This window comes from Endozoicomonas atrinae, assembly GCF_001647025.1.
Lineage (GTDB): Bacteria > Pseudomonadota > Gammaproteobacteria > Pseudomonadales > Endozoicomonadaceae > Endozoicomonas > Endozoicomonas atrinae.
Genome location: NZ_LUKQ02000022.1, coordinates 13314 through 39939, shown reverse-complemented (window position 1 = coordinate 39939; position 26626 = coordinate 13314). Strand labels below are relative to the sequence as shown.

Annotated in this window: 20 protein-coding genes; 8 read left to right on the top strand and 12 right to left on the bottom strand. The window is 48.3% G+C overall.

What is annotated here, in order from left to right; genetic code table 11:
- Positions 1-442 precede the first annotated feature (442 nt).
- The 5 genes from AK963_RS05130 to AK963_RS05110 form a co-directional block, all read right to left on the bottom strand.
- Positions 443-1021 carry a lysophospholipid acyltransferase family protein gene (locus tag AK963_RS05130; RefSeq protein WP_066014392.1) on the bottom strand — a complete coding sequence of 193 codons (579 nt, stop codon included), beginning with the start codon at positions 1019-1021 and terminating at the stop codon, positions 443-445.
- 163 nt (positions 1022-1184) lie between these two features.
- A complete protein-coding gene (dapD, locus tag AK963_RS05125) occupies positions 1185-2222 on the bottom strand; it encodes a 2,3,4,5-tetrahydropyridine-2,6-dicarboxylate N-succinyltransferase (RefSeq protein WP_066014391.1) in 1038 nt (345 codons plus the stop codon).
- Positions 2223-2248: 26 nt separating this feature from the next.
- Positions 2249-2593, bottom strand: coding sequence for an ArsC family reductase (locus AK963_RS05120; protein WP_066014390.1), 345 nt, complete (start codon positions 2591-2593; stop codon positions 2249-2251).
- Positions 2594-2822: 229 nt separating this feature from the next.
- Complete coding sequence (locus AK963_RS05115; RefSeq protein WP_175404441.1) at positions 2823-3263, bottom strand: DUF1499 domain-containing protein; 441 nt, start codon at positions 3261-3263, stop codon at positions 2823-2825.
- Positions 3264-3334: 71 nt separating this feature from the next.
- Positions 3335-4033 (bottom strand): type 1 glutamine amidotransferase domain-containing protein, encoded by a 699-nt coding sequence (locus tag AK963_RS05110; protein ID WP_066014389.1) that lies wholly within the window; start codon positions 4031-4033, stop codon positions 3335-3337.
- 174 nt (positions 4034-4207) lie between these two features.
- On the opposite strand from AK963_RS05110, the gene AK963_RS05105 reads away from it, so the two are divergent.
- Entirely contained in the window at positions 4208-5176 is a 969-nt protein-coding gene (locus AK963_RS05105) for an ion channel (protein WP_066014388.1), read from the top strand.
- A gap of 19 nt (positions 5177-5195) precedes the next feature.
- On the opposite strand, the gene AK963_RS05100 is transcribed toward AK963_RS05105, so the two are convergent.
- Positions 5196-5696, bottom strand: coding sequence for an aminoacyl-tRNA deacylase (locus AK963_RS05100; RefSeq protein ID WP_066014387.1), 501 nt, complete (start codon positions 5694-5696; stop codon positions 5196-5198).
- 311 nt (positions 5697-6007) lie between these two features.
- Here AK963_RS05100 and nhaD point away from each other — a divergent pair, with 311 nt between their 5' ends.
- Positions 6008-7390: a sodium:proton antiporter NhaD gene (gene nhaD, locus AK963_RS05095; protein WP_066014386.1), complete on the top strand. Its 1383-nt coding sequence runs from the start codon at positions 6008-6010 to the stop codon at positions 7388-7390.
- Positions 7391-7417: 27 nt separating this feature from the next.
- Here nhaD and AK963_RS05090 read toward each other — a convergent pair whose 3' ends face one another.
- The 6 genes from AK963_RS05090 to gatC all read right to left on the bottom strand — a co-directional run bounded on the left by AK963_RS05090 (position 7418) and on the right by gatC (position 15665).
- Positions 7418-8017: an acyloxyacyl hydrolase gene (locus AK963_RS05090; protein WP_066014385.1), complete on the bottom strand. Its 600-nt coding sequence runs from the start codon at positions 8015-8017 to the stop codon at positions 7418-7420.
- A gap of 163 nt (positions 8018-8180) precedes the next feature.
- Positions 8181-9389 carry a phosphatidylinositol-specific phospholipase C1-like protein gene (locus tag AK963_RS05085; RefSeq protein WP_083232473.1) on the bottom strand — a complete coding sequence of 403 codons (1209 nt, stop codon included), beginning with the start codon at positions 9387-9389 and terminating at the stop codon, positions 8181-8183.
- A 74-nt stretch (positions 9390-9463) separates the two neighbouring features.
- On the bottom strand, positions 9464-12076 hold the full coding sequence (locus AK963_RS05080; RefSeq protein WP_202969723.1) for a parallel beta-helix domain-containing protein: 2613 nt from the start codon (positions 12074-12076) through the stop codon (positions 9464-9466).
- Positions 12077-12334: 258 nt separating this feature from the next.
- Positions 12335-13783, bottom strand: coding sequence for an Asp-tRNA(Asn)/Glu-tRNA(Gln) amidotransferase subunit GatB (gene gatB / locus AK963_RS05075; RefSeq protein WP_066014383.1), 1449 nt, complete (start codon positions 13781-13783; stop codon positions 12335-12337).
- A gap of 11 nt (positions 13784-13794) precedes the next feature.
- On the bottom strand, positions 13795-15246 hold the full coding sequence (gene gatA, locus AK963_RS05070; protein ID WP_066014382.1) for an Asp-tRNA(Asn)/Glu-tRNA(Gln) amidotransferase subunit GatA: 1452 nt from the start codon (positions 15244-15246) through the stop codon (positions 13795-13797).
- 131 nt (positions 15247-15377) lie between these two features.
- A complete protein-coding gene (gatC, locus tag AK963_RS05065; protein ID WP_066014381.1) occupies positions 15378-15665 on the bottom strand; it encodes an Asp-tRNA(Asn)/Glu-tRNA(Gln) amidotransferase subunit GatC in 288 nt (95 codons plus the stop codon).
- 439 nt (positions 15666-16104) lie between these two features.
- Between gatC and AK963_RS05060 the strand changes: the two genes are divergently transcribed.
- From AK963_RS05060 to AK963_RS05035, 6 genes are all read left to right on the top strand, one after another.
- A complete protein-coding gene (locus AK963_RS05060) occupies positions 16105-17142 on the top strand; it encodes a rod shape-determining protein (RefSeq protein WP_020585121.1) in 1038 nt (345 codons plus the stop codon).
- A gap of 289 nt (positions 17143-17431) precedes the next feature.
- Positions 17432-18313 (top strand): rod shape-determining protein MreC, encoded by an 882-nt coding sequence (gene mreC / locus AK963_RS05055; protein ID WP_083232472.1) that lies wholly within the window; start codon positions 17432-17434, stop codon positions 18311-18313.
- Positions 18313-18798, top strand: coding sequence for a rod shape-determining protein MreD (gene mreD / locus AK963_RS05050; protein ID WP_083232471.1), 486 nt, complete (start codon positions 18313-18315; stop codon positions 18796-18798). Before mreC ends, mreD begins: the two co-directional genes overlap by 1 nt.
- Before the next feature lie 444 nt (positions 18799-19242).
- Positions 19243-19830 carry a Maf family protein gene (locus AK963_RS05045; RefSeq protein WP_066014378.1) on the top strand — a complete coding sequence of 196 codons (588 nt, stop codon included), beginning with the start codon at positions 19243-19245 and terminating at the stop codon, positions 19828-19830.
- A 744-nt stretch (positions 19831-20574) separates the two neighbouring features.
- Complete coding sequence (rng, locus tag AK963_RS05040; protein WP_066014377.1) at positions 20575-22062, top strand: ribonuclease G; 1488 nt, start codon at positions 20575-20577, stop codon at positions 22060-22062.
- A gap of 190 nt (positions 22063-22252) precedes the next feature.
- Positions 22253-26248 carry a YhdP family protein gene (locus AK963_RS05035; RefSeq protein ID WP_139117255.1) on the top strand — a complete coding sequence of 1332 codons (3996 nt, stop codon included), beginning with the start codon at positions 22253-22255 and terminating at the stop codon, positions 26246-26248.
- Positions 26249-26626 lie beyond the last annotated feature (378 nt).

The following is a 26626-nucleotide window of genomic DNA, read 5'->3' as shown; positions in this document are numbered from 1 at the left end:
TCACCGACAACTTCCATGGTGATCGCTTCACTATCAGTGAGCTTTGGTGGAAACCCTCGAAGTCGCAGTGGCACAGGAAAAAGCTCTTTTACCAAATCGTCGATCAAGCAGTAGACTGTAGTGATAAACTCTTCAACGGGCATGACTGAAACCTTCTTTTTTGCTTTTTACTGCTTTTAATAGCAGAAAGCAGGTTCAGTCATGTCTCCTTATGCAAACCTAAAAGTCGCACATGGCGTAATTAATATATTCAGGTTTCATGTTATTAGAATACTAATCTTGCTATTTTTTATAATGTGAGTTTATGTAAAATTTGACCCTCTTTTTCTTATATGGTTCCATAGTTTTAATTTGTGAACCGTCTTATTGGTTTTATGAGCTGCTCACTAGTTTGGTGCAAAGGTGAGCAGTCATATAAAAAGCGTGAACTATTATACCGGAGTCAGGCAAACTGCCTCGGGTTTTTCCCCGTCATATGTTGATAAAATTCCTGTATTTTTTTCAGGTCTGACTCATAGTTACCCGTAGTAAAGAACATGGGGCCAAAACCGCCAACCTTCTTTTTAAAATCCAGAAAACCCAGTGCAATGGGGACTCCAGCACCGTGAGCAACGTGGTAAAAGCCACTTTTCCATTGGCGGACTTTGCTGCGTGTGCCTTCAGGGGGGATGGCGACCGCCAGTTCCGTGCAGTTGTGGAAGGTGTCGACCATTTGCTGAACCAGACCATTGGTTTTGCTGCGGTCAACCGGAATTCCCCCAAGCCACTTCATTATGCCGCCAAAGGGTCCCTTGAACAGGGTGCTTTTTCCCATCCAGAAGACTTTCATGCGAAAACAGAAGGCAAAGGCAATGGTCAGAACAAAGTCCCAGTTACTGGTATGTGGTGCAGCAATAATAACGTACTTCTGGGCATTTGGACGTTGGCCTTCCAGCTTCCAGCCGAACAGCTTCAGACCAAGGCGGGATAAGAGGCGAAAACAGCTGTTAACGATAGGTGTATCAAAAATCGTATGACGCATTATTATTATTATTTAAACCTGATCCATATAAATAGCCCCAGTATTATGCACCGGGGCTATCAGGGTGCGCTACCCTTTATTCGGTTCGCACCTTTTCAATACACAACCCAGGCTCTGGTTTGAGCCACTGAGCCTGCAACCTTATGTCAACAGAGCCTAAAGCTCAGTTGTGGGAATGCAGCTCATCATTCAGCTCAATGGCTGATTTGTTGGTCAGGCATTCCAGGGCTCCGGTCAGGGAGTTTCTGCGGAACAGCAGGTCAGATTTGCCGGAGAGATCTCCTGCTTTAACGACTTCAACGACATTTTTCTGGTCATCAAGAACCTGAACCTTACTGGCAGCCGTCAGGTAAAGGCCTGCTTCAATAATGCAGCGGTCACCCAGCGGAATGCCCAGGCCCGCATTGGCACCGATCAGGCAGTTTTCGCCCACAGAGATAACAATGTTATTACCGCCGGAGAGTGTACCCATGGTGCTGCAGCCACCACCCAGATCTGAGCCTTCACCAACCATGACTCCGGCAGAAACACGACCTTCAATCATGCTCTTGCCTTCGGTACCGGCGTTGAAGTTGATAAAGCCTTCATGCATTACAGTCGTGCCCTCACCAACATAGGCTCCCAGACGAACCCGAGCAGTATGGGCAATGCGGACACCTGCAGGCACAACGTAGTCGGTCATTTTCGGGAATTTATCCACGGAGTTGACACTCAGAACCCGGCCTTCTGCACGGGCCGCCAGCTGGCGGGCTGGCAGTTCTTCCAGGTCAATTGCTCCTTCACTGGTCCAGGCTACGTTAGGCAGCAGTGGGAAAATGCCCTGAAGATTTGTGCCGTGTGGCTTTACCAGACGATGTGACAGCAGGTGCAGCTTGAGATATGCCTCGGGTGTACTGATGGGAGCATCATCGGTTTCAAGAATGGTGATGACCCGTGGCTGCGCACTTTCTTCCAGGCTGCGAGTGATGTCCGCCAGTTCAGTTTGTTCAATGTCAACAAACAGATCTTCCAGTGCATGCAGGGTTTTGCTATCCAGCTCAATAGACTCGTTGCCACCGTTATAGTCAACCAGTTTGGCAATACTCTCCAGCAATTCAGGAGCTGGATTGAGGATTGGCTTTGGGTAGAATACTTCCAGCCATTGGTCTTTCTGGTTTTTGCTACCAACACCAATGGCCAGGCTGAAATGCGGCTTACTCATTATCATTCCTTCAGTTTGATCGTCTGTTATGAACGTAAATTGCTGTATTGTTCTTCGGAAAAGCCCAGTAGCTTCTGGCTGCCCGTATCCAGCAAAGGGCGTTTAATCATTGCGGGTTGTTCCAGCATCAGGGTAATTGCCCGCTCTGCATTAATGGCTGATTTTTCCTCTTCAGGAAGCTTCCGCCAGGTGGTTCCCCGGCGGTTTAACAGTTCCTCCCAGCCCAGTTCAGCAGCCCACTGTTCAAGCATATCTTTCTGCAGGCCATCTTTCCTGTAGTCATGAAAGCGGTATTCAACACCTGAGCCTTCAAGCCAGCGGCGTGCTTTCTTTATGGTGTCGCAGTTTGGTATGCCGTATAAGGTGACCACCGTGCCTCCTTTTGTAAATCAAATCTGGTTCCACAGACAATTACTACACGCTGCGCAAGTCTTTCGCAGACTTGATACTTTCTGAGCCAGACTGCGCATCCCGCTGAGTACGCAATAAAGCCTCAACAAGCCGTGGGGCTGAGATGCTCAGTAATAACCGAAAAAGTGAGCTTACACGTATCTGGAGGTGTTTGCCTAGGCAGAGCAGTCTATTAACGGTTATAGGTTCTTATTCAGGCTCTGCATCAATGCTGCTTTTATCACCAAGTGCTGCTCTTAATAGTTCGACACGACGGCGATTCGTGCCGAAATCATAATAGCCGACACGAGAGGATGAGCGCACATCGACAGTGCCGTTCGAGCGAATAATCAGTATCAGATCGTCCTTGAATTTCAGCCAGGGGGTGGTGAACACCGTAATAATGATTTGGTCGTTACTGCTGAGAATCTCTGCATTGGGCCAGTTCTGCAAAGTGGCTATCAGTTTTTCTTTGATCTGTGAGGCATCAGACTTATGAAAGGATAGGGGGGATATATTCTGTTTACCAGAAGCGAGGCTGCTGACGCAGTTTGGGCTTTCCGGGCAGGTGAGTTCCGGGATATCAGCCTGTACCCACAGGCTGGATAGTAATAACAGTAAAGGCAGGGTGACGTGCGCGGATTTATTCACTGTTCTTGGTTCCTTGCAAATGGTGGTGGAATAGATTCATCACTATTTCAGAAATCGTGACCAGAAGGTCGTTATTCTTCTAAGCCAGGTTTCCTGGTCAATAGCGTGATAACGGCATCAGCGACGGCTTCCGAAGAGGCAGGGTTCTGTCCAGTGATCAATAATCCATCCTGTACCAGGTAACTGCCCCAGTCAGAGCCGGAACTGTATATGGCGCCACGTTTTTTCAGCTCATCTTCCAGAGAGAAGGGAACAACCTTTTCCAGTTGTACCGCAACCTCTTCGCTGTTGCTGAACCCCGTTACTTTTCTGCCTTGAATAAGGGGGGCTCCTATCTGGTTTGTGACGTTAAGGAGAACGGCCGGAGCATGGCATACCGCAGAAACGGGTTTGTCCTGCCGGTAAAAATGCTCGATAAGTGCAATCGAGTCAGGATCATTTTCCAGGTCCCATAAAGGTCCATGCCCCCCCGGGTAAAATACTGCATCAAAATCATCTGCAGATACCCTGGCTAATTTTTCGGTTCTGGACAATGTCTTCTGTAATGGCTGGTCTTGCTCAAACCGCCGGGTAGCATCGGTTTGAAAGTCGGGTAACTTGCTCTTTGGATCAAGTGGTGGCTGTCCACCTGCTGGTGAAACCAGAGTGATATTAGCCCCGGCATCAAGAAAGCGATAGTACGGTGCAGCAAATTCCTCAAGCCAGAACCCTGTTTTTTCACCCGTAGATCCCAGTTTATCGTGGGAGGTGAGTACAAACAGAATTTTCATGGAGAGATCCTCTTTGAACCGGGAACTGTTCAGTGTGTTGAAAAGTTAGCTTTCTGTAAAGTCACAGGCAATGTAAATCCCATCATTGGCAGGCCGATATATTCAACAAAGCAGGGAAGGTGATGGCTTCCCGTAGAAATTGTCGAATAATATAGGGTTCAAGGTTTGAATCAGGTGCAGGGATCAGAGTATCAGTGCTCTTTTATTGGGAAATATGGTCGTTGTAACGATGTGGCGGAGCCGGGAAGCCAGCTTTGCTTCTGGCATGACCCTGATGTGGATAAAACCGGTGATGATGTAAAAACAAGGTTGGAAGAGAGGGCAGGGTCGGGGCTGCCCATGGAAGGCTTTATTCTTCGGAAGGCTAACCTGGATAACGTTAACCTGGTGAACCATGGTAATGGCAAGTCATATCAACTGGTTAACTGTGATTTGAGCAGGGCCAGCCTTTGTCATGGGCATTTTTATCGTGTGGACTTGTCGGGTTCCCGACTTTTAAAGGCAAACCTTTCCAATGCCAATCTGCACAGGGCAAATCTTGATGGCTGTAATCTGCTGGGTGTCAACCTGAAGAACAGTTTGCTGGATCATGTTAAATGGGGGGATAAGCTTTACCAGGAAAGAGAAGCTGCAGCCAATCCTGAAAATGCCATGGCTTTATACGAAGAGGCGGAAGAGTCTGCCAGAAATATCCGCCGCCATTGTGAAAACCTTGGAATGATGAGAGTAGCTGGCCATTTTTATTATCAGGAAAGGGTCTTCCATCGGCTACAGATGCCAAAATACTCACGGCAAAGAGTGCTGTCCTATCTGGTGGACAAAATCAGTGGTTATGGAGAATCCCCATTGCGAGTGGTGCTTTTTTCCATGGCATTGATTGTGTTTTGTTCTTTCATATATCTATTCACCGGGGTTCAGGATGGTGGCACGGTTGTCCGGTTTAACCAGAGTTTGGGGCTGTTCCAGAATCTCTGGTATTGGCTTGACTGTCTTTATTTCAGCGTGGTGACATTTACAACACTTGGCTATGGTGACTTGACCCCACTGGGGCTGTCCCGGATTGTTGCTGCCTGTGAAGCATTCACTGGTAGCTTTTCCCTTGCGCTCTTTGTCGTATTGTTTGTGAAAAAAATGATCCGCTAAGAATCCTCAATAAGCGTGTCTAGTTGTCCGTTGCATAAGCATCCGTTTCATCCGGGTCACAGCTGATAGCGGCATGTGGCTGACCCTGTAGCAGCTTTTTAAACTGTTCCCTCTGAATGTGCACCAGTTCCCTGTGATTGCCTCCCTGAAAATAAAGATCCTGAACGGCGTTGAGTTCATCATCCCAGCAGGTTTTCATACCATAGGCAATGCCCATTGCCGGTACTGCTCCCATCTCGCAGTCTGGGAAAAGCTCTTCAAGGCTGTGCTCGCTGACAAGGTGAAGATGGCGATTCAGTTTTGTGTTTATCCAGCGCAGCATCAATTTGTTCATGGAGGGAACGATAGCCATAAGGTAGCCTTCCTCATCTTGAAGAACGATGGCTTTAGCCATGTTTTTAACGGGAACGCAGGCTACATGGGCGGTGTTAAGTGCGCGGTCTGAATAAGGGTGACTGACAACTTCATAATCTATCTGGTTATGATTTAAAAAAGCCTGGAGTTTTGGAGCGATTGACATCAGACACTCTCTCAAAAATATTGAACAGCTGTTTTATAAAGTCTATACGCAATCTTGTTGAAATATTGTTCAATATAAAGCGGTTTTTAAGCTAAAAAAGTATTAATAACTTTCTTTTCATATCACTTTTTGCTTATAGGTTTTGTTTTACGTACTGATTCTCCTGCCTATCCAGCTACTCTGTAATAGTTGGTTTCATTTGATGCTTTTTTGCACTCTGCTCTCGGTATAGGTATCCTTCGGCATTTTAAATTTACCAATTCATCACTGGCTTCAGATTGAGCCTGTGGGACTAAATAATGATGACAATAATGAAAAGACTCCTGTCGATGGGAGCGTTGACTTGCCTACCAACAACTGCAATGGCTGGCGGTAGTGTGCTGGGCGTGACATCCAGCCCGCTAGCCTGGGCCTGCATTGCTATTTTTGTGATTGCCTACTGCCTGGTGATGGCCGAAGAGCAGCTTCATCTGCGTAAGTCTAAACCGGTTATTATGGCGGCGGGAATCATCTGGGCGCTTATTGCTTTTATTGCAGCACAGAAAGGCGTTTCCCACGAAGAACTAAAACAGGCCGTCATGCACGATCTTGAAGAGTATGCGGCAATGTTCCTCTTTCTGCTAGTGGCCATGACATACATTAATGCCATGGAAGACCGGCAGGTGTTTGCCACGTTACGAAGCTGGCTGATCAGCAAGGGCTTTAATTATCGCGCTCTTTTCTGGATAACGGGGGCAATGGCATTCTTTATTTCCCCGATTGCAGACAATCTTACTACGGCGCTGCTAATGGGAGCTGTGATAATGGCTGTTGGTGAGGGCAGCCCGAAGTTTATTACACTGGCCATGATCAATGTGGTCGTTGCTGCCAATGCAGGTGGTGCTTTCAGTCCGTTTGGTGATATTACCACGCTAATGGTATGGCAAGCCGGTAAGGTTGAGTTCTTTACCTTTTTCAGCCTCTTTATACCATCGGTTATTAATTATCTGGTGCCGGCCATTATCATGAGCTGTTTCATTGAGAAAGGGCGTCCGGCTGGTGTGAAAGTGGATAGCACTATTCGCCGTGGTGGTATTACTATCTGCTTCCTTTTCCTGGTGACCATTTTCCTTGCTGTCAGTTTTGAGAAAGCATTAGGCTTGCCACCATTTATGGGGATGATGACAGGCCTCGCCCTGTTGATGTTCTATACCTATTTCATGCATATCCAGGGGCTGACCAGTAACCGCCGTTTGACTGCCCGCCCTCGGGCAAAAGAAGAGAAAATAGATATATTCCAGGAAGTGGCCCATGCCGAGTGGGACACACTTCTTTTCTTCTTCGGTGTTATTTTCTCGGTGGGTGGTCTACGGTATCTCGGTTACCTCGACCTGGCCTCGGAAACGATGTATGCCGATCTTGGGGCGACATGGACTAATATCATCGCCGGTGTGATCTCTGCTATTGTCGATAACATTCCTGTCATGTTTGCCATTCTCGGAATGGATCCTGAAATGAACACCTTCCAGTGGTTATTGATAACGCTGACGGCGGGTGTAGGTGGCAGCCTGTTATCCATAGGTTCTGCAGCGGGAGTTGCCTTGATGGGAACATCAAAAGGTGGTTATACCTTTATGACCCATCTCCGATGGAGCTGGGCCATTGCTCTTGGGTATGCTGCCAGTATCTGGGCACATTTTCTGGTCAACAGCTAACCGGGAATTAAGATTCTCAGGGTTTGGCTAAAAAAGGTACGTCATCTGAAGGGTTTGAAAATCAAGCCCTTCGTTTTCATCATTCAGATTGGCATTTGAGTAGTGCATCCAGCCATAGCTGACTTCAAATGGGCTGCTCTCTCCAAGGCTCAATCCAATCATCACCCTGGTTTCAAACTGCCACTGACCACCCATGTTGATTCCGGATAAGTGCTGTTGCTCAATATCCTCTTCACTCTGGTAGCTGATGCCAACACCAAGATCAAGAAACGGTGAGGTTTCACCCAGTAAAGGGTTGATGCTGGTGAAACGAAAAACAGGGCTCAGGCTCATTTGTTTTACGCTATCAGCACCTATCCGGCGGCTGTCTTCAGTGGCATTTAAACGGCTCTTCCATTGGCTTAAAGCCAGTTCCGCATAACTTTGTATTAGAAGGCTGTCGGAAGACCAGAGCTCATCAGAAAGCTTCCAGGCCAGACCCAGCCGATATTGATCAATTTCTGCATTGCGGTCGGCAAGAGGTGAAATAAACTGCCCGTAAGAAAAGCTGACTCTGTCTGGCTGCCAGGCAGCATGAGATACACCTGTTGTCAGTGCAAAGACGAGCAATAAATATCCACGATTCATTTCTAAGCCTTGTTTTTAAGGTGTGCCTAGTTGATATCGTGAACATTGTTCTTATCTTGAGGAGACCTGAGGGTAGAACTGTTTCAGAGGAGATATAAATGAATCGGGTCACCTGAGTGGCCCGATGCTATCATGTTGATTTGATCTGTCCAGTTAAAGCAATTTACCACTCTGAATCTTCACAGTTATTAGGAGCACTAACAGGGTTACACCTCGTGATATATCCTCCTGGAATACTTACCTTGTAATCACTAAAGCGTAAATCCGGAACGGGGTAATCGGTACTGATAAAGTGGGCTCCTGATCTTAATGCCTCTTCGCTACGTGTAGTGTTGTTAGTGCGTGCTTCTACAGTGTCCGAATCGGCCCGGGTGCGAACCATATACCCTTGTGCAACAAAATTCTGAATCTGGTCAAAGCTCGATTCCGGATCATTGAATTTTAGAAGTGCAGCTTCAGGAGAGCCGGGTTCAGAGTCTGTAAACATGACCCTTCTTGTCAATGAAGGGTGTCCTGAAATATAGGCATCACGCTTTGAACCAGCATTGTCGAAAGCGAACATAATCTTTCCAGTCACTTCGGATAAAAGAGGCCACTCTCTTGCCAGAACTGCCGCATTTAATGTTTCATAGTCTCCACGTACAACATCCGGAGTGATGAGTTGTGACTCTGGGAAAACAGAACGAATTTCAATATCAATCTGGTTAAGTGCTTCAGTAGTAAAAGGCAGCGGTTCGACAAAACCGATATCTAAAGGGTCGGGTATGATTTCATCTTTTGCTTCTACCAACACGGTTATGGGTAGATGATCTGGGTTATTGTCAGACCATGTTTTAATTTCGGTCAGGCAGGAGATGAAGGTATAGCAAGTGCTTTCGTAATCGAGGTCCTGAATGTGTAAAACTTTCAGTCCTGGAACAGCCAGTGCGTCAATGCCCGAGTCAACATCTTTTTCAAGCAATGCAACGATATTTCGATTTTTATAACGACCACCTTCCGGGTCATGGAATACATCCAGTTCAATTTGACGGATACCCTGAGCTTCAAATTGTTCGGTCAGCGAAACATGGGCGTAGTCAAGGCTAAGCATTAGATCGTTTATTCCTGCAGCTTCTGCTGCTTCCGCTGCATCACCTGTTAAATTGTTAACAATCAGGACAACATCCTCTGGCGGCCCTGGATGATAACTGTTATGTGTTCCTAAATACTGGACTTCATTCATTCTTACGGTGGTGATTTGGCCTTCGGAGCTGGTTTCAGTAATTGTGGCAGTATCGGAGCTGTCATCCCTGCAGGCAGATAAAAAAATGATGGCCCCTGTGACCACCAGTAATTTCAGAAAGCCTGCTTTTAAAGAGCGTTTATGTTCCATGAAACGTTTCCGTTATTATTTGAACTATCGGGAAAAGAGTAAAAAGGGCCGGATACCGGCCCAGATAAAGCGAACTATTCAGGTGAACAGCTTTCAGCAGGTAAACGTGTGATCCACTCCCTGATTAAGTCAACTCCGGCATCATGGGAGAGACTTCGACCAATTTCAGGCATTCGGTCTCCCGGCTGGGTGCTGGCCATACGGAAGTGAGTGATAGAGTTGTCTGGGTCACCAGGTACAACGTCATAATTGAAACCGTCTCCTCCATAAGCAACAGGTGACTTACAGGTGCCGTGGGCTGTCTTGTTACTGGCGTAGGTGCGCCAGTACTCCAGTTTAAGCCCCGTATTCGAAGCATTGCCTTCAGGCCGGTGGCAATGTGCACAGTTGATGTCCAGATAGCCCTTAGCCAGATTCATTACTTCTTCATCGGTTTTATTGTTTCCAGACAGGTCTCCATTACCGAGCAGAGCAAATGGTGGGACGGTCTGAATACTGGATAGGTCAGCGGGCAGTCCTGTTAAAATGCCTTCTGTTGACCAGGTGGATAACTGATTCCTTACGCCAAAAGAATAAGCGTAATCACCATTCAGTTGGCGGGCCTTTGGGCCAATGGGGACAAAGCGGGAAACATCGTCTTCGCCCTTGTACTGATGGCATTGCTTACACTGATTGATATTGGGAACAACGTAGTCAAACGACAATGTTTGCCCTTTGTGTACTACTGATTGCTCAACAATACCCCCAGCTTTCGCGAGCGAGGCGTTATCTTTGGCGGCATTCCATATATAGGGTAGGGCACTCCAGCCTGTTTCCCGATGGATCAATAGCCGGGTTTCGAGTAGCTCTTCATTAGCATTGCCGGGGGTTGCTGTGTCATCCGGCATGGCAAAGGTTTTTACCAGTACTGACCCAACGGGGAAGTCAAATACTTCCTGATTGCTGTACTGGGCGGACTGGCCATCCGGGACAAATACATAACGATATTTTGTTGTGTAGTCGGTAAACAGGGCTGAGTTCAGGTCGTAGGGCAGGCCTCCACTATTAGCATTTTCTTTTGGGTTGCTGCTGTCGGCAAACAGGTTGTAGTCTGAAAGATTCGGGCAGTTTGCACCCAGCAGGGCATCCCAGTTGACGTCATTTCCGCTGACACTGCACAGCGCAGTATCACCATCTCCAACGAGGCCTGCATCACCTGATCCGGCATTGCCGCCATCACCGACGATGTTGCCACCGTCACAGCCTGTTGTTTCATCATCAATGCCGCAGCCAAATACCTGATCGCCAAAAGTCACGCTATGAATGGGAAGCGACAGCTGAGTACAGTTTAACAGTGGTTCCTGCTGAATAGGGGATGGGTACAGAAGCAGGTCTGGAGTTGCAAAATCACCGCTATGGTCTCCTGCAAACAGCTGACCGATACTTATATTGCCATTATTGCTGACGCATATATCATCGCTGCCATCGGCTGCGAAATCGGGTTCCAGAATACTGGCTCCCCGCCCGCTTCTGGCAACGGCTTCGCCTAACCCATCGTACAGAATGGTTGGGAAGCTCTGATAGTAATAATCATAGGCGTCAATAATATCTTGGATAAGATAACCATTCGGGTTGCTGCCACTATTACTGATGTCGTTGTCGTGGATATTGATATTTCTGGGTACTGCACGCCAGCCATCCATAATGGCATTTGCGTGATTCTCCATGTTGTCTTCAGCAATGAAGAAACTGGTAGCCGTAATGGCAACGGTGTCGTGATTTCTGATGGTGTTGTTAAATATTTCGACATCGCTGGTGGAGAGAATAATCACCCCTGTACCGGGTGGAACAATATGTACCCCGGCGATATAGCCGGTATCGTTGGCAAAGTTGGGTGTATTGTTGCCTTCCACCAGGTTGTTGAAAATCCGGACGCTTTTGCCGTACAGGTGGTTGCCAATTGGCAGGTCAAAAACAAGAATGCCACCGGTATTGCCAGTAGCTTCATTATCATAGACATCCGCATATTTGGAGTTTTCGATCTCAATACCTGCGACATTCTCTTTGGCAATATTTCTTCGTACCACAATGTACTCAGACTGGCCAACGTAGATACCAGCGTCGGCAGATCCCCTTACGTAGGAATCTTCAATGAGGATGTTCTGGCATTCGACAGGATAAAGGCCGTAGGCTCCGTTATCTTTGTTGAGCTCGCCTTCCCAGACAGCAGCCACCCGTCGCATAATAATACCGTTTGTATCTTTGAGTTTTATGCCGTTGTTTTTTGCTTCGTATACACCCAGATCCTGCAGTGTAATGTTGATGGCATTTTGTACAAAGATACCGTCGCCAGAGTCAGCTTCAGAAAAGTCGAGAATGGTTCTATCCATTCCGTAACCCATGATTGTGACATCTTTAGCAGTAGCCCCATTACCATCAAACAGTAAGGTTCGATCAAGTTTAAAATTACCTTCCGGTAAGACAATAACGTCACCAGCTCGTGCATTGATAAATGCTTCGGTAATACTTGCCCCAAGGTTGTCACCCACTTCAACCATAATGGCGCCTTCTGGAAAGCTCGGTGTGGTTGATTCCTGGGTTGTGGTGTCGGTGACGGCTTCCCCGTCATTATCACGACACCCCGTAAGGTTGATTGCCAAGACTGATGCCAGCAAGGCTGGTATCAGCCAGGACTGCTTAATTCTCATCTTGTTCTCCATTATTTATTTTTGTTTTTGGAGCTGCACGGACAGTGCTTGAAAAATAGTACAAACGTACGTTTGTCTAAAGGAATCACGCTATCACTTTTTTGAGTGATTGGCGATACGGAAATAATATTCAGATTTTATGAGCAAGACTGAGCACTGATTGCTCTCTGTTTTTTGAGGAAAAGGAAAGAGATGTATTACGTGCTGAGTATGTGTCGTATAAAGCCACCAGCCAGAAAGCTGGTGGCTTAGATAGTATTAGCCATCCAGCTTCTGTTTCAGAATCTGATTAACCATACCAGGGTTGGCCTTACCTTTAGAGGCTTTCATGCACTGACCTACAAAGAAGCCAATCATCTTGCCGCGCTTATCGTCCGGAGCTGCACGGTAATTTTCAACCTGCTGGGCATTGCTGGCCAGAACTTCATCGATCATGGCTTCAATAGCGCCGGTATCGGTCACCTGCTTGAGGCCTTTTTTCTCGATTACTTCATCGGCAGTGCTGCACTCACCCTGCCAGAGTACTTCAAAGACCTCTTTGGCGATCTTGCCAGAGATGGTGTTGTCTTTGATGCGCTTGATCAGGCCGCCGAGCATATCCGCAGTAACAGGGCTTTCGGTAATGCTGATGCTGTTCTGATTCAGGGACTTGGAGAGTTCACCCATAATCCAGTTGGCAGACAGTTTGGCATCATCACTGGCACGGGTGGCGGCTTCAAAGTAGTTCGCGGTCGCCTGGTCAGCGGAAAGAATTTCGGCATCGTAGTCGCTCAGGCCAAAATCAGCGATAAATCGTGCTTTCTTGGCATCGGGCATTTCAGGCATTTCAGCCTGCAGCTTTTCAAGACAACTGTCGTCAATAATGACTGGCAGCAGGTCAGGGCAGGGGAAGTAACGGTAATCGTTCGCTTCTTCTTTGCTTCGCATGGAGCGTGCTTCGCCGGTATCACCGTTATAAAGACGGGTCTCCTGGATAACGGTTCCGCCATCTTCGATCAGGTCGATCTGGCGCTCTACCTCTTTGAGGATGGCGGCTTCCATAAACTTAAAAGAGTTCAGGTTTTTGGTTTCGGTACGGGTACCAAATTCCTTCTGTCCTTTTGGTCGAACGGATACGTTAACGTCGAAGCGCATAGAGCCTTGAGACATATCGCCATCGCAGATGCCCAGCGTGGTCACAATGGAGTGCAGCTTTTTGGCAAAGGCTACTGCTTCTTCAGCATTGCGGATATCCGGCTCTGTTACGATCTCAATCAATGGTGTGCCGGCACGGTTCAGGTCAATTCCTGACATTCCATGAAAGTCTTCATGGAGGCTTTTGCCCGCATCTTCTTCCAGGTGGGCATGGTGGATACGAATACTCTTGGTAGAGCCATCAGCCAGTGTGATATCCACATGACCAGCGCCGACTATTGGCTTTTCCAGCTGGGTGGTCTGGTAGCCTTTTGGCAGATCCGGGTAGAAGTAGTTTTTACGTTCGAAAACGTTGACCTTGTTGATTTCAGCATCAATGCCCAGGCCGAACTTGATGGCCATATTGATGGCTTCTTCGTTGACGACGGGAAGGATGCCAGGAAGGCCTAGATCTACCGCACAGGCCTGGGTGTTAGGGGTAGCACCAAAAGCGGTGGATGCACCGGAGAATATTTTGGTTTTAGTGGCGAGCTGGACGTGAATCTCCAGTCCGATAACGGTTTCCCATTGCATATTTCTGTGTCCTATACCAATGCCGGAGATTTCTGGTGCCAGTCAGTAGCCTGCTGGAAGCGGTGGCCAATATTCAGAAGGCGGGCTTCATCAAAGTGCTGACCAATGACCTGCAGGCCAACCGGGCGATTATTTGCCATGCCCGCTGGAACGGATAATCCGGGAAGGCCGGCCAGGTTAACCGACAGTGTATAGATATCGGAGAGATACATGGCTACCGGATCATTGCTCATGGAGCCAAGATCAAAGGCAGGTGTTGGCGCATTGGGACCCATGATGACATCACACTCCTTGAAGGCGTTGAGGAAGTCATCGCGGATCAGGCGACGGATCTGCTGAGCCTTGCGGTAATAGGCATCGTAGTAGCCTGCAGAGAGGGCATAGGTACCAACAATAATACGACGTTTGACTTCTTCACCAAAACCTTCGCTGCGGCTGCGAATGTAGAGGTCCATCAAGTCTTTTGGGGCTTCGCAGCGGTATCCGAAACGAACGCCATCAAAGCGGGACAGGTTGGAAGATGCTTCTGCCGGAGCAATGACGTAGTAAGCCGGAATGCACAGCTCGGCATTGGGCAGGCTGACTTCTTTTACCTTTGCCCCCAGCTTCTCGTATTCTGTAATGGCATTTTGGATCTGTTGTTCTACTTCACTGTCCAGACCGGCTGTGAAGTACTCTTTTGGCAAGCCGATGGTCAGGCCTTCCAGAGAGTCATTCAGTGTTGCGGTGTAGTCCGGCACTTCACGGTCAAGGCAGGTGGAATCCCGGTTATCAAAGCCAGCCATAGTGTTCAGCATAATGGCTGCATCTTCGGCAGAGCGGGTCATCGGGCCAGCCTGATCAAGGCTTGAGGCGTAGGCGACCATGCCCCAGCGAGACACTCGACCATAGGTTGGCTTAAGGCCAGTAATACCACAGTGTGACGCAGGCTGGCGAATAGAGCCGCCAGTATCTGTGCCGGTAGCACCGGCCGCCAGCAGGGCTGCTACGGCTGCCGCTGACCCACCGGAGGACCCGCCGGGTATAGCGGATTTGTCCCATGGGTTTTTGACGGGGCCATAATGGCTGTTTTCATTGGAAGAGCCCATGGCAAACTCATCCATGTTGGTTTTGCCGAGCATGACAGCACCGGCATCCTTGAATTTGCCGGTGACGGTGGACTCATAAGGCGCAACAAAGTTGTCCAGCATCTTTGAGCCACAGGAGGTCTTGACGCCTTCTGTGCAGAAGAGATCTTTATGGGCAACAGGAATACCGGTCATGGCGCTGGCATTGCCTGCAGTGCGGCGTTTGTCGGCTGCTTCTGCCTGCTTCAGTGCTAACGATTCAGTCACCGTAATAAAGCTGTTGATGTCACCATCGAATTGCTTGATTCGGTCAAGGTAGGTTTGTGTCAGCTCGACACTGGATATTTCGCCATTGGCTAATGCCCGGCTCTGTTCTGCAATGGTTTTATCGTACATGGGATTCGGTCGGTTGGAAGACGTATTGTATAGAAGAGGCTCAGCTTCTACCGGACTCAGAGCAGTTACTATGAAAATAAAGCCATTTCGGCGTTTCTACCATGATGACTGCTGCAATGTTTTCTAGTGCGTTACTCAATAACACGGGGAACCAGGAAGAGGCCTTCTTCAACCGCAGGTGCGCAGCTCTGTAATTGCTCCCGCTGGTTTTCTTCGGTGACTTCGTCAGGGCGCAGGCGCTGGATGGCATCCAGAGGGTGTGCCAGGGGCTCCACGCCCTGTGTATCAACGGCCTGCATTCTATCGACCAGTTCCAGTATGCTGCTGATGGTGGCAGCTGTTGCTTCCACTGCATCGTCGTCAATGGACAAACGTGCAAGGTGTGCAACCTTTTTGACTCCAGAGGCGTCGATGGCCATTGGTAGGGGTTCTCCATAAATGAATAACAGTGGGCGAGGCTGACGCCCACTTGAAGATCAGGCTTATGAAAATGAGGGAAATATTCCGGTAGAGACATTTTCACAATAAAATAAATAAGAAGCTAATGTATGGGCTACCCGGTTATTTCTCAAGGGTTTATATGGTGATCAATGGGATGTTTACCAGAAACATCTCTATAGGAATGGTAAATGGGGTGTAGGTTGGTGTAAAAATAGAGTATTGCAGTTTAAAAAATACACGGACAGTCACCCGGTTTTTCGGTAAATCCCAGTATAAGGAGCCGCTGTTTGAATACTTTTCCTGATGTAAATGATTCAGGCACAGTTCCCACAGTGCACAATTGCTGCTTGCCCTCTGGAGGCAGCATTGTTAGAGTTTCTGGAATTACCCAAGCCTTGAATCAAGGTACACCATAACATGCTGAAAAGGTTACGTGGTCTGTTTTCCAGCGATCTCTCGATCGACCTTGGAACAGCCAACACACTGGTCTATGTCCGAGAAAAGGGCATAGTGTTAAATGAACCCTCTGTGGTTGCTATCCGCAATCTCGGTACTCAGAAGAGCGTAGTGGCTGTTGGTGCCGATGCCAAGCGGATGCTGGGGCGAACCCCAGGTAATATCACTGCCATTCGTCCAATGAAGGATGGTGTGATTGCTGACTTTGATGTCTGCGAGCGCATGCTGCAGCACTTTATTAACAAAGTGCATGAGAACAGTTTTATTCAGCCCAGCCCTCGTGTGCTGGTCTGCGTACCCTGCAAATCAACCAAAGTTGAAAAGCGGGCGATCCGTGAATCGGTACTGGGCGCCGGTGCCCGGGAAGTTTATTTGATTGAAGAGCCTATGGCGGCTGCTATTGGTGCCGGCCTTCCGGTTGAAGAAGCCAGTGGTTCCATGGTTGTGGATATCGGTGGTGGTACTACGGAGATTGCCATTATCTCCCTTAGTGGCGTTGTCTACTCTGAGTCAGTACGTATTGGCGGTGACCGGTTTGATGATGCGATTGTGACTTATGTCCGCCGCAACTACGGAAGCCTGATTGGTGATGCTACTGCTGAGCGTATCAAGCAGGAAATTGCCATAGCCTACCCAAGTGATGAGCTGCTGGAAATTGATGTGCGCGGGCGTAACCTGGCGGAAGGTATTCCCCGGAGCTTTACCCTGAACAGTGGCGAGATTCTGGAGGCTCTTCAGGAGTCGTTGACGGCGATTGTTCAGGCCGTAAAGAGTGCCCTGGAACAATCGCCGCCAGAACTGGCTTCTGATATTGCGGAGCGTGGTCTGGTTCTTACCGGTGGAGGGGCATTGCTGCGAGACCTGGATAAACTGATCAGTGAAGAAACCGGTCTGCCGGTTCTGGTCGCTGAAGACCCGCTCACTTGTGTTGCTCGTGGCGGCGGCAGGGCAATCGAGATGATGGATAAGCACCGTATGGATCTCTTATCCACGGATTAACGGGTAGATAGAGCCTCTGTTAATCAAACATCTGTTTATATGATCAGCAATATTTCCTCTGGAGGTATTGCTGATTTGCTATTTTGGTCTGCCGTCAGGCAATGTTTGCTGTCCTCTTTATGTGATCAGTGGTTTTTTTCTGTAATCCCATCTTTTTCGGGAAGTTTGGTAACAGGACTCATCACTATACATACCTGATCGCTGGAAATTGTCAGATATACATGGGTGCCGATATGAGGGCTCTCCAGGTTCAGGTTTTTTATATGGCATTTTCAAGGCAAGATAAGTTCTGAGGCCTGGTAAGGAGCAGGTTATTAAACCGATTTTCAGTCAACGCCAGTCATTGGTCACGCGTTTTGTTTTACTGATCATTCTGTCATTGGCGATTTTGTATTTTGATCATAGCTATCGAGCTCTGTCTCAGGTTCGCCAGTGGCTGACTGTTGCTGCTACTCCTGTTCTGTTTCTTGCTGATCTGCCAGGGCGTATCTGGGGGACGGCTTCACAGGTCGTGATGTCACATAACGACTTGCTACAGGAAAATGCTCGTCTCAAAGCACGAAACCTTATTCTTGAACAGAAAGTTCAGAAGCTTGCTTCATTAACAGCCCAGAATATCCGCCTGCGGGAATTGCTAAACTCATCTGAGTTGGTGGATGAGCAGGTGCTGGTTTCAGAAGTTGTTGGTGTTGACCCTGATCCTTTCCGGCACAGGGTAATCATCAATAAGGGAGCCATCGATAAGGTCTACGAAGGGCAGGCCATTCTCGATGCTCATGGCGTTATGGGCCAAGTTATTGAAGTTAGCCCTGTCAGCAGTCGGGTATTGATGCTGACCGATATGGCGGCACGAATTCCTGTGCAAAATCACCGAACCAAATATCGTGCTATTGCTGCGGGGACCGGTCGTACGGACCGCCTTGAGCTGCTGCATATTCCTGTTACTGAAGATTTTCAGGAGGGAGATCTACTGACCAGCTCTGGGTTGGGGGGAACCTACCCTGAAGGGTATCCGGTGGGAGTGGTTACCCAGGTTATACATAATCCTGGTGATGCCTTTTCCTCTATTGAAGTGCAGCCTCTTGCAGAAGTGAATAGAAGCCGGGTTGTGCTTCTGGTTTTCAGGGAAGTTACCGGCCTGATTGAGCCGGCAGATGAGGTACGGCGATAATGGTTCAACAGGCTAATGCCCACTGGGTGGTATGGATTACCCTGCTGGTGGGGGCGATGTTCAGTATTATGCCATTGCCTGAGTGGTTATCACTGGTTCGCCCTGCATGGGTTCCGTTGGTGGTTATATACTGGGTTCTGGCATTGCCAGAGCGGTTTGGTCTGTTTTTTGCGTTTATCACTGGTTTGCTTCTGGATGTGTTTCAGGGAAGTCTGTTTGGTTTGAATTCTCTGGGTATGATGATGGTAGCGTTTATTGTACTCAGCCTTCATCGACGGCTCAGGCTATTTCCTGTCTGGCAACAGGCCTTCATGGTGTTCCTGATGATTGGTTTTTATCAGCTGTTGCTATTATGGGTTCGCAGTGCTGCAGGGGATACGATTCCTTCTGTCTGGTATCTGCTCCCTTCAATATCCAGTGCGCTTATCTGGCCCTGGGTTATGTCCGGGCTGAGGTTTCTAAGACGCTATTTCCGGGTGGTTTAGTCGCCTGATGCAGTAAATGGAGTTGCCACCAGTGCCTGTTGACGTTTTGCCCAGCCTATACCCAATGGATTTCAAGTTGCTAAGCGGCGGCAAAAGAGTGAAGCCATGGGAACATAGAAATACTATGTGACAAATGGTGAGCGAATGCAGCCAACAAAGTAGCAACTTGAAAGGCGACAGGTATATGTCTTTGTTGTGATATTTTGGAAGCTGATGGCCTTTATGTGCTTCAGGTTATTCCTGCAGTGCCGTGTTTCGTAATGGGAGTATCTCGGTGCGCAGAACATGCAATGAAACGTCAAAGGTCCTGCCATTCCTGAGCAGGCGTTCATCCCAATAGTTTTAAAAATAATGGAACCACAAAGATACAACACTTTTTGGTGGCTTGTATGCGCTGGGTGCAGAAAATAAGTGCTGCCTTTGTGGCTCAAAGAAAGGTTGAATATGATCTATCTGGCTTCCCAGTCCCCACGTCGAGCTGAGCTGTTACAGCAAATCGGTGTTTCCTTTCATAAACTGGCCTGTGAAATTGATGAAACCCCTATTCCCGGTGAGGTTCCTTCTGAGTATGTGCTTCGCATGGCCCGGGAAAAGGCAGCTACAGGTTGGCAGGAATTATTAACCCTGGATTCTCCCAAAATGCCTTTGTTGGCAGCAGATACAACGGTTGTCTGTAATGACCAGATTCTTGGCAAGCCACAGAGTTCAGATGATGCCCGTCGCATGCTAGCCATGCTTTCCGGAAGTACGCATCAGGTTATGACCGCTGTAGCAGTAACTGATGGCAGACAGCTTCAATCTGAGCTGTCAGTAACGGATGTGGTTTTTAATGATCTATCCAGTCAGCTGATTGATGATTATATTGCTTCTGGGGAGTCGACAGATAAGGCAGGTGCCTACGGTATTCAGGGCTATGGTGCCGTCTTGGTGGCAAGTATGTCTGGCAGCTATTCAGCAGTTGTAGGATTGCCGCTTATGGAGACTTCACGGCTTCTGACACAGTTTAATGTGCCATTTTGGGAAGCGCGCTGATCTGTGGTTTTTCACATTGTTTCGAACAATGAGTCTCTCTCATACCGGCCTGTAATACCAATTCAACTTTCTAAGTCCGTCATGAGCATGATGGACTGGAGTGTAGACAACACCCTGAAGGGCATAAAGGCGAAGTGACGAGTCCTAGCCATAGTTATGGCGAGGAGCTTCAACGCAGGGTTACGCTTCAGGCCTTCGGCGCAATAGGGCGTTAGAAAGAGCAATTGATATAAGCTGTTCGAGAATAGATTGTCCTAATATGCTGGCAGCAAACTGGTCTTAAAACTCTGTTTTGTTTGGCTACTGGAATCACTATTCACTGCACAAAAAATGGAATTATTATTCTCAGTTTTCTGTCACCCTCGCTATTCTCGGACATCCTCTTAGAGAGGAGTTGATATTGCTCCTGTTTTTCAGTTTTCCCGACTCCTTGCACCACTATGCTCCTCGCAAAGCTGAAAAGCTGGAACATTTGTTACCCATTTATGCGACTCAAATCAGATCATAAATAAGCTCTAAAAGCATCATGGAACGGTTTTTGGTATAAAGTTTGTCAGGAAGCAAAAACCGAACGCAAATTACTGGTATGATCGAACCATCTGCTTTGTTTCTGCCAGTACGTCAGCTCTTCTAAAGGATTGGTGGAAAAGTGTATTGACCTGTGGTGCCTGAGATGGGTTCTGAAACTCATTTGTAGTAAAGAGGCATCACAGGTCAATGCATTAAAGGAATTGAGGGACTGGGATGAGTGAAGAAATTCTCATGAATATCACGCCCATGGAATCACGGGTGGCTCTGGTTGAAAATGGGGTGCTCCAGGAGATCTATGTAGAGCGTGCCCGAAGTCGCGGGATTGTCGGCAATATTTATAAAGGGAAAGTGGTTCGCGTTTTGCCGGGTATGCAGGCCGCTTTTGTTGATATTGGTCTTGAGCGGGCGGCATTTATTCATGCCAGTGAGATTGCGCCAAGGCAGGATAAAAGCGGTGAAGAGATACAAGAGCGCCCCATTTATGAGCTGGTGCACGAAGGCCAGTCTCTGGTTGTCCAGGTAACGAAAGACCCCCTGGGCACTAAAGGCGCTCGCCTGACCACCCATATCTCCATTCCGGCCCGTTACCTGGTCCATATGCCAAAAAACAACCACGTGGGCATCTCGCTTCGCATTGAAGATGTTGAGGAGCGGGAACGTCTGAGGCAACTGGTTGAGTCCTGCCTTGGTGGCAACGATGGTGATTCTTCCGAAGATTCCGGAGCGGGTGGTTTTATTCTGAGAACCGCTGCAGAAGGCATTGGGGAAGATGAGGTGCGTGCGGATATTCTGTTCCTGCGCAGACTTTGGGAAACCATCGAAGAAAATATCAAGGAAAGCAAGGCGCCTGCCAATGTATATGAAGATCTGCCACTTCACTTGAGAACCATGCGCGACCTTGTAAACCCTAACATTGAAAAGATCCGTATTGATTCCCGGGAAACCTTTGAAAAAGTTTCCAAGTTCGTAAAGAAGCTTGTGCCTGAAATTGATGGTCGTGTTGAATATTACCCTGGTGAACGCCCGATTTTTGATCTGTTTGGTGTTGAAGATGAGATCAACAAGGCGCTTAGCCGCAAAGTTCAACTCAAGTCCGGTGGCTATCTGATTATTGATCAGACAGAGGCCATGACGACCATCGATGTAAACACCGGTGCATTTGTTGGTCATCGTAACCTTGAAGAGACTATCTTTAAAACTAACCTTGAAGCCGCTGTTGCGATTGCCCGTCAGCTCCGTTTACGGAATCTGGGGGGGATCATCATTATCGACTTTATTGATATGGAAGATCCAGAGCATCAGCGGCAGGTTCAGCGTGCTTTCGAAAAGGCGATGGAGCAGGATCATGCCAAGACCAACTTTACCGGAGTCAGTGAACTGGGTCTGGTAGAAATGACCCGCAAGCGAACCCGTGAGTCATTGGAGAATATTCTGTGTGAATCCTGTCCAACCTGTGAAGGTCGCGGCACGCTGAAGACGGCAGAGACAGTATGCTATGAGATTTTTCGGGAAATTCTCCGTGCTGTCCGGGCATACGATGGTGACAGTTATATGGTGCTGGCATCTGAGGCAGTGATAGATCGCCTGCTGGATGAGGAGTCCAGTAATGTTGCTGATCTTGAAGAGTTTATCCAGAAACCTATTCGTTTTCAGGTAGAGCCGATCTATACCCAGGAGCAGTTTGATGTAGTTCTGGTTTAATCGGTTCTTTTACTGTTTTTGTAGATGCGGTTTTTCATTTGAGAGTGGGAAACCGCATTTCCATTTTTGAAATACCATTCATTTTGAAACAGCCTTTCTTGAAACTGGTATTTCATTGATTATCACTTGTGTTATATGCCAGTTCTATTATGGGTATGGCTAATGTTTTATCAGGGCGGGAACACGGTTGTTGAAGCGGATTGTAAACAGCCTCAAGCGGACTACTCCGTGCATGCAGGGGGCCGATGGTGAAAAGGTGCCATCTGGTGCTCTCTGTCTGCTTAATAGTTTGATGAAATGGAGCTGGCGGCTCCTGCTTACAGGGTTAACCATTCTGGTCATTCTGATGGGGTTCGGGTGGCTGATGTTCAGTGCCTTACCTGTTCTGCAGCCTGAACTTTCACGTTTTCTCAGCGACCGCTTAAATGCTGACCTGCAAATTGAGTCCATGTCTGCCAAATGGAATGATGGCGAGCCATGGTTATCACTGCGAGGGTTAACGCTTAAGGGAAAAGATGCCGATGTGACTGGGTTCAGTATCACACAGCTGGATATGGAACTGAGCCTGAGGGCTTCATTATTACACTGGAGGCCCGTATTTTCTTCACTGGAAATCAGTGGTGTGAATATTGACCTGGTTCAGGGAGATGGTGCTCAGTGGGCGCTATCAGGTATTCAGCAGGTTGCCGGGTCATCATTAAACGCTCCTGATTATCGTAAAGGATCTGCACTGGAATGGCTTGCCCTGCAAAAGATGGTTGATATTCGCAACATCCGTCTGAATCTGCGAAAAGCCAATGGTGAGAGCAGCGATATTAATGGCCAGCATTTAACAGTAGTGACGGATGGTGATCAGAAAGATTTGTCAGCCCGCCTTGAGGTAGGTGCTGGCTATCTTGAAATCGATGGATCTGGGATAGCCAGTCGTGGTCAGTTTTCGCAGTGGCAGGGAATGGCCGTAGCCAGCGATCTTAATGCTGAGCAGCTCTGTGCTCTGTGGTCTGGCTGTTATGATGATGTGCTGATGGCGCTGGTACAGTTAGATACTCGATGGCGATATGATCACGGGGTCTGGCAGGTTCAGGGAGAGGTAGGTTCTCCCGATGTTACCTATCTGGATAACTCTGGAGCTTTGAACCACCTTTCCGGACAGACCCATCTATTCATGCAGGGAGAGCGTGAGTCCAGCTGGCAGATCTGGCTGAATGAACTCAAGCTGGAAAACCGCCTGCATAACGGGATTGTTTATCAATGGGAAAACAGCTGGTATCTGACCGGAGGTCGAACTGAAGAATATACAGTAACCGTGGCTACTGAAAATCTGGATCTGGATCTACTCAAACGCTGGGTACTGGATACTGATACGCTCCCGGAATCAGTAGCAGGTCTGGTTAATACCCTGAATCCCACTGGGCAGCTGAATGACCTGGCCATCCGCTTTTATCCGTCTCGCAAACCTTTTGATTTTGACTTGAGCGCCCGGCTCGACAATGTTTCTGTTGATGCCTGGCAGGGCGCGCCTTCAGGGGGGAATGTCAGTGGCCAGCTAAGGATGAACCTTCTGCGGGGCTATCTTGATCTGGATACCCGGAACTTTCAGTTGGGATTTCCCAAGCTGTTCCGGGAGACCTGGACATTTGATACTGCCAAAGCACGCCTTTACTGGGATGTTATCGATGACTTTTATATTTTGAAGTCGGATGACCTTGCGCTGGTTGGGCCTGAAGGCAGCCTGAAAGGCAAGCTGAGGCTTGATATCCCATTGAAATGGCATGAAGGCGATACCCTCGATATGGCATTGACGGTTGGGATGAGCAACGGTGATGCCCGATATACGGGCAAGTACCTTCCAGCCTTTATGCCGATGGACAGTGAGCTGGTTCACTGGCTCGATACCGCTATTCGCAAAGCGGATATTTCCGGGGGCGGGTTTATTTATAACGGTGCGCTTGTTGGTGATGAGGATGGAGATATCGGTCCCCAGGATTCCCGCTGGGGACTGTTTTTTGATATCCAGAATGGAGAGCTGGACTATGCACCCGACTGGCCTGTGATTACCGGCCTGGCCGGGCAGGTTTATGTCAACGATGACCGGGTGGAGGTACTTGGTCAAAGTGCAGAGTCAGCGGGTGGAAAGCTGGATGATATTGTGGCGCGAGTGCCACTGGAAGGGGAATCGATACTCAGGATCAGTAGTCACCTGAATGCCAGTGGTGAGACTCTGAAACACTTCCTGACCCGGACTCCCATTAATGACTGGATGGAAGGCGAAGCAAAGAAATGGCAATTGCAGGGGCAACTGGATGCCGGACTTAATTTGACGCTGCCTCTTGATGACCTGGACAGTTCTGAAGTGGATGTCCGTGCTGCTGTGCAATCATTTACATTCGCGATTCCTGAGGTGGGGGTTGAAGCAAAAGGCATTGCGGGGGATCTTTCATACAGCACTGACCGAGGACTTACTGCACGACAGCTATCTGGTCAGCTGTTTGATCAGCCGGCTCATTTCCGAATACGCTCCACTGTACAGAATCAACAACCCATTTCGACCGATATAGACTGGTCAGGAAGAATCTCTGTGTCTTCACTTCAGGACTGGTTGAAGCTGGATTGGCTCAGTTTGCTGGAGGGGGAAACGGATTATCACGCCAGTTTATCCCTGGGACTGGTGGAAAATAACACTGAACTCAGGGTTAACAGTGAACTGCTTGGCGTTGAAGTTGAGCTGCCAGCTCCCGTAGGTAAAGCAGCGGATACACCACTCCCTCTGGAGCTTACTCTGAAGAAAAAAGAAGAACACGAGTTGTTGAGTGTGGCTCTGGAGAAGCTGGGAAGACTGGACATGAGAATGACTCCAGAGTTTTCACCTGAGTCTGCCCTTATTACCCTGGGGGGTGATGCTTCTCACCCTGATCGATTGTCTGCTGAGTGGCCTTCAGGGAATCAGTTTCTTGTGACTGGTACCTTACCAGAGCTGGATCTTGGTCCTTGGAAGGCGCGCTTTGAAGGGCAGCCCGGTAAGCCAGGTGAGCAGCAATTGGCCTCACGTATAGAGCTTGACAGTGTTCGCATAGGCTCACTGACCTATGGGGATTATCTCTGGCCGAATATTGCTGTTTCTCTTCAGCAGGCAGTCCAGAAGGAGGGAGCAGAGTCTGACAGAAAAGGGATGAAGCTGGCCGTTGATGGGCAGACACTGAAAGGCAATTTATGGATTCCTGAGCAACGAACTGCACCATGGACACTGAATATTGACCATGTACACCTGCCAGAGCCTTCTTCTGAAGTTTCGCCCAAAGACGGTTCTTCAGAGGCTGAAGACAGTCTGGAGGATATCAATCCGGCAACGCTGCCCAATCTCGATGTGAAAATCAGTCATATTCGGATTGGCAGCCGAACACCAGCAAGCATAGGTTTTAAACTTCGTCATGCGCCCAACGGTGTCAAGATCGATAATATAACCGGTGAACTATCGGGCATGTCATTGAATGGTCTGGCAGACTGGGTGCAGATGGAAGGAGAACAGCGCAGCTGGGTTCAGGGAGGACTTAAGGGAACGGGGATCAGAGAGTTACAGAAAGCTCTCGGTTTTTCAGGTTTTCTTGAGGCAAAGGATAGCCGCTTTGATGCCAGCCTGAACTGGGATGGATCTCCTCTGGGTGGCTCGGTTGCGACCATGAAAGGCCGGATTGATTTGCTGCTGAAGAAGGGGCGGTTGCGCAAAGTCGATAGTGGTTCATCGGGAGCGCTTAAGCTATTTGGTATTTTTAATACTGAAGCACTGGCGAGAAGGATGAAACTGGACTTTTCAGATCTCTACTCGTCCGGTATCAGCTTTGATCAGATCAAGGGTAGCCTGAACTTTAACAGGGGCGTGATTACGTTCAATTCGCCAATGGTGATCGAAGGGCCATCTTCCGACTTCAAGCTGGATGGGAGTATAGATACTAACACCGAGCAGCTGGATCTGAGTCTGGTGGTTACCCTGCCCGTGTCATCCAATCTACCAATTCTTAGCGTGCTTCTGGGAACTGCTCCTCAGGTGGCGGGTATTATTTATATTGCGGATAAGCTGGTGGGCAAACAGGTGGATCAGCTGGCCAGTATTCGTTACCGGATTCATGGTTCTTTTGATGATCCTAAAATGACCCTGGATAAGCTGTTCTCGAATAAGCCGAAAAAGTAACCTGAGGATAGATGCTGGCATTTTACCCACAGCATATTAAAGCAGAGGGGACAGAGGAAAGGTTTTCCCTTTCTTCATGTGCTCTATGCTTTGTGAATAACCGTTGTAACGCAGTAGAGTGGCTGTCTACTCATGCCAGTTCCACCTTCTAAATATAAACTGCACAGCTATTTTGAACCGCTGGATCTTCGTTGGAACTCCTCACAATACCCAAGGGCACAAGTAGCTAGGGGCGTTACCAACTGGTTGAATGGCCAGTTAGTAACACCCCCTAGGCTGTTACTCGCCATTCTGCCTTGCCCAGCTGTCCAAAATGACTTGCTCGCTATAACATTTAGAAAATGGAATTGGTATTACTCTGGAAATTTGATTTCACTG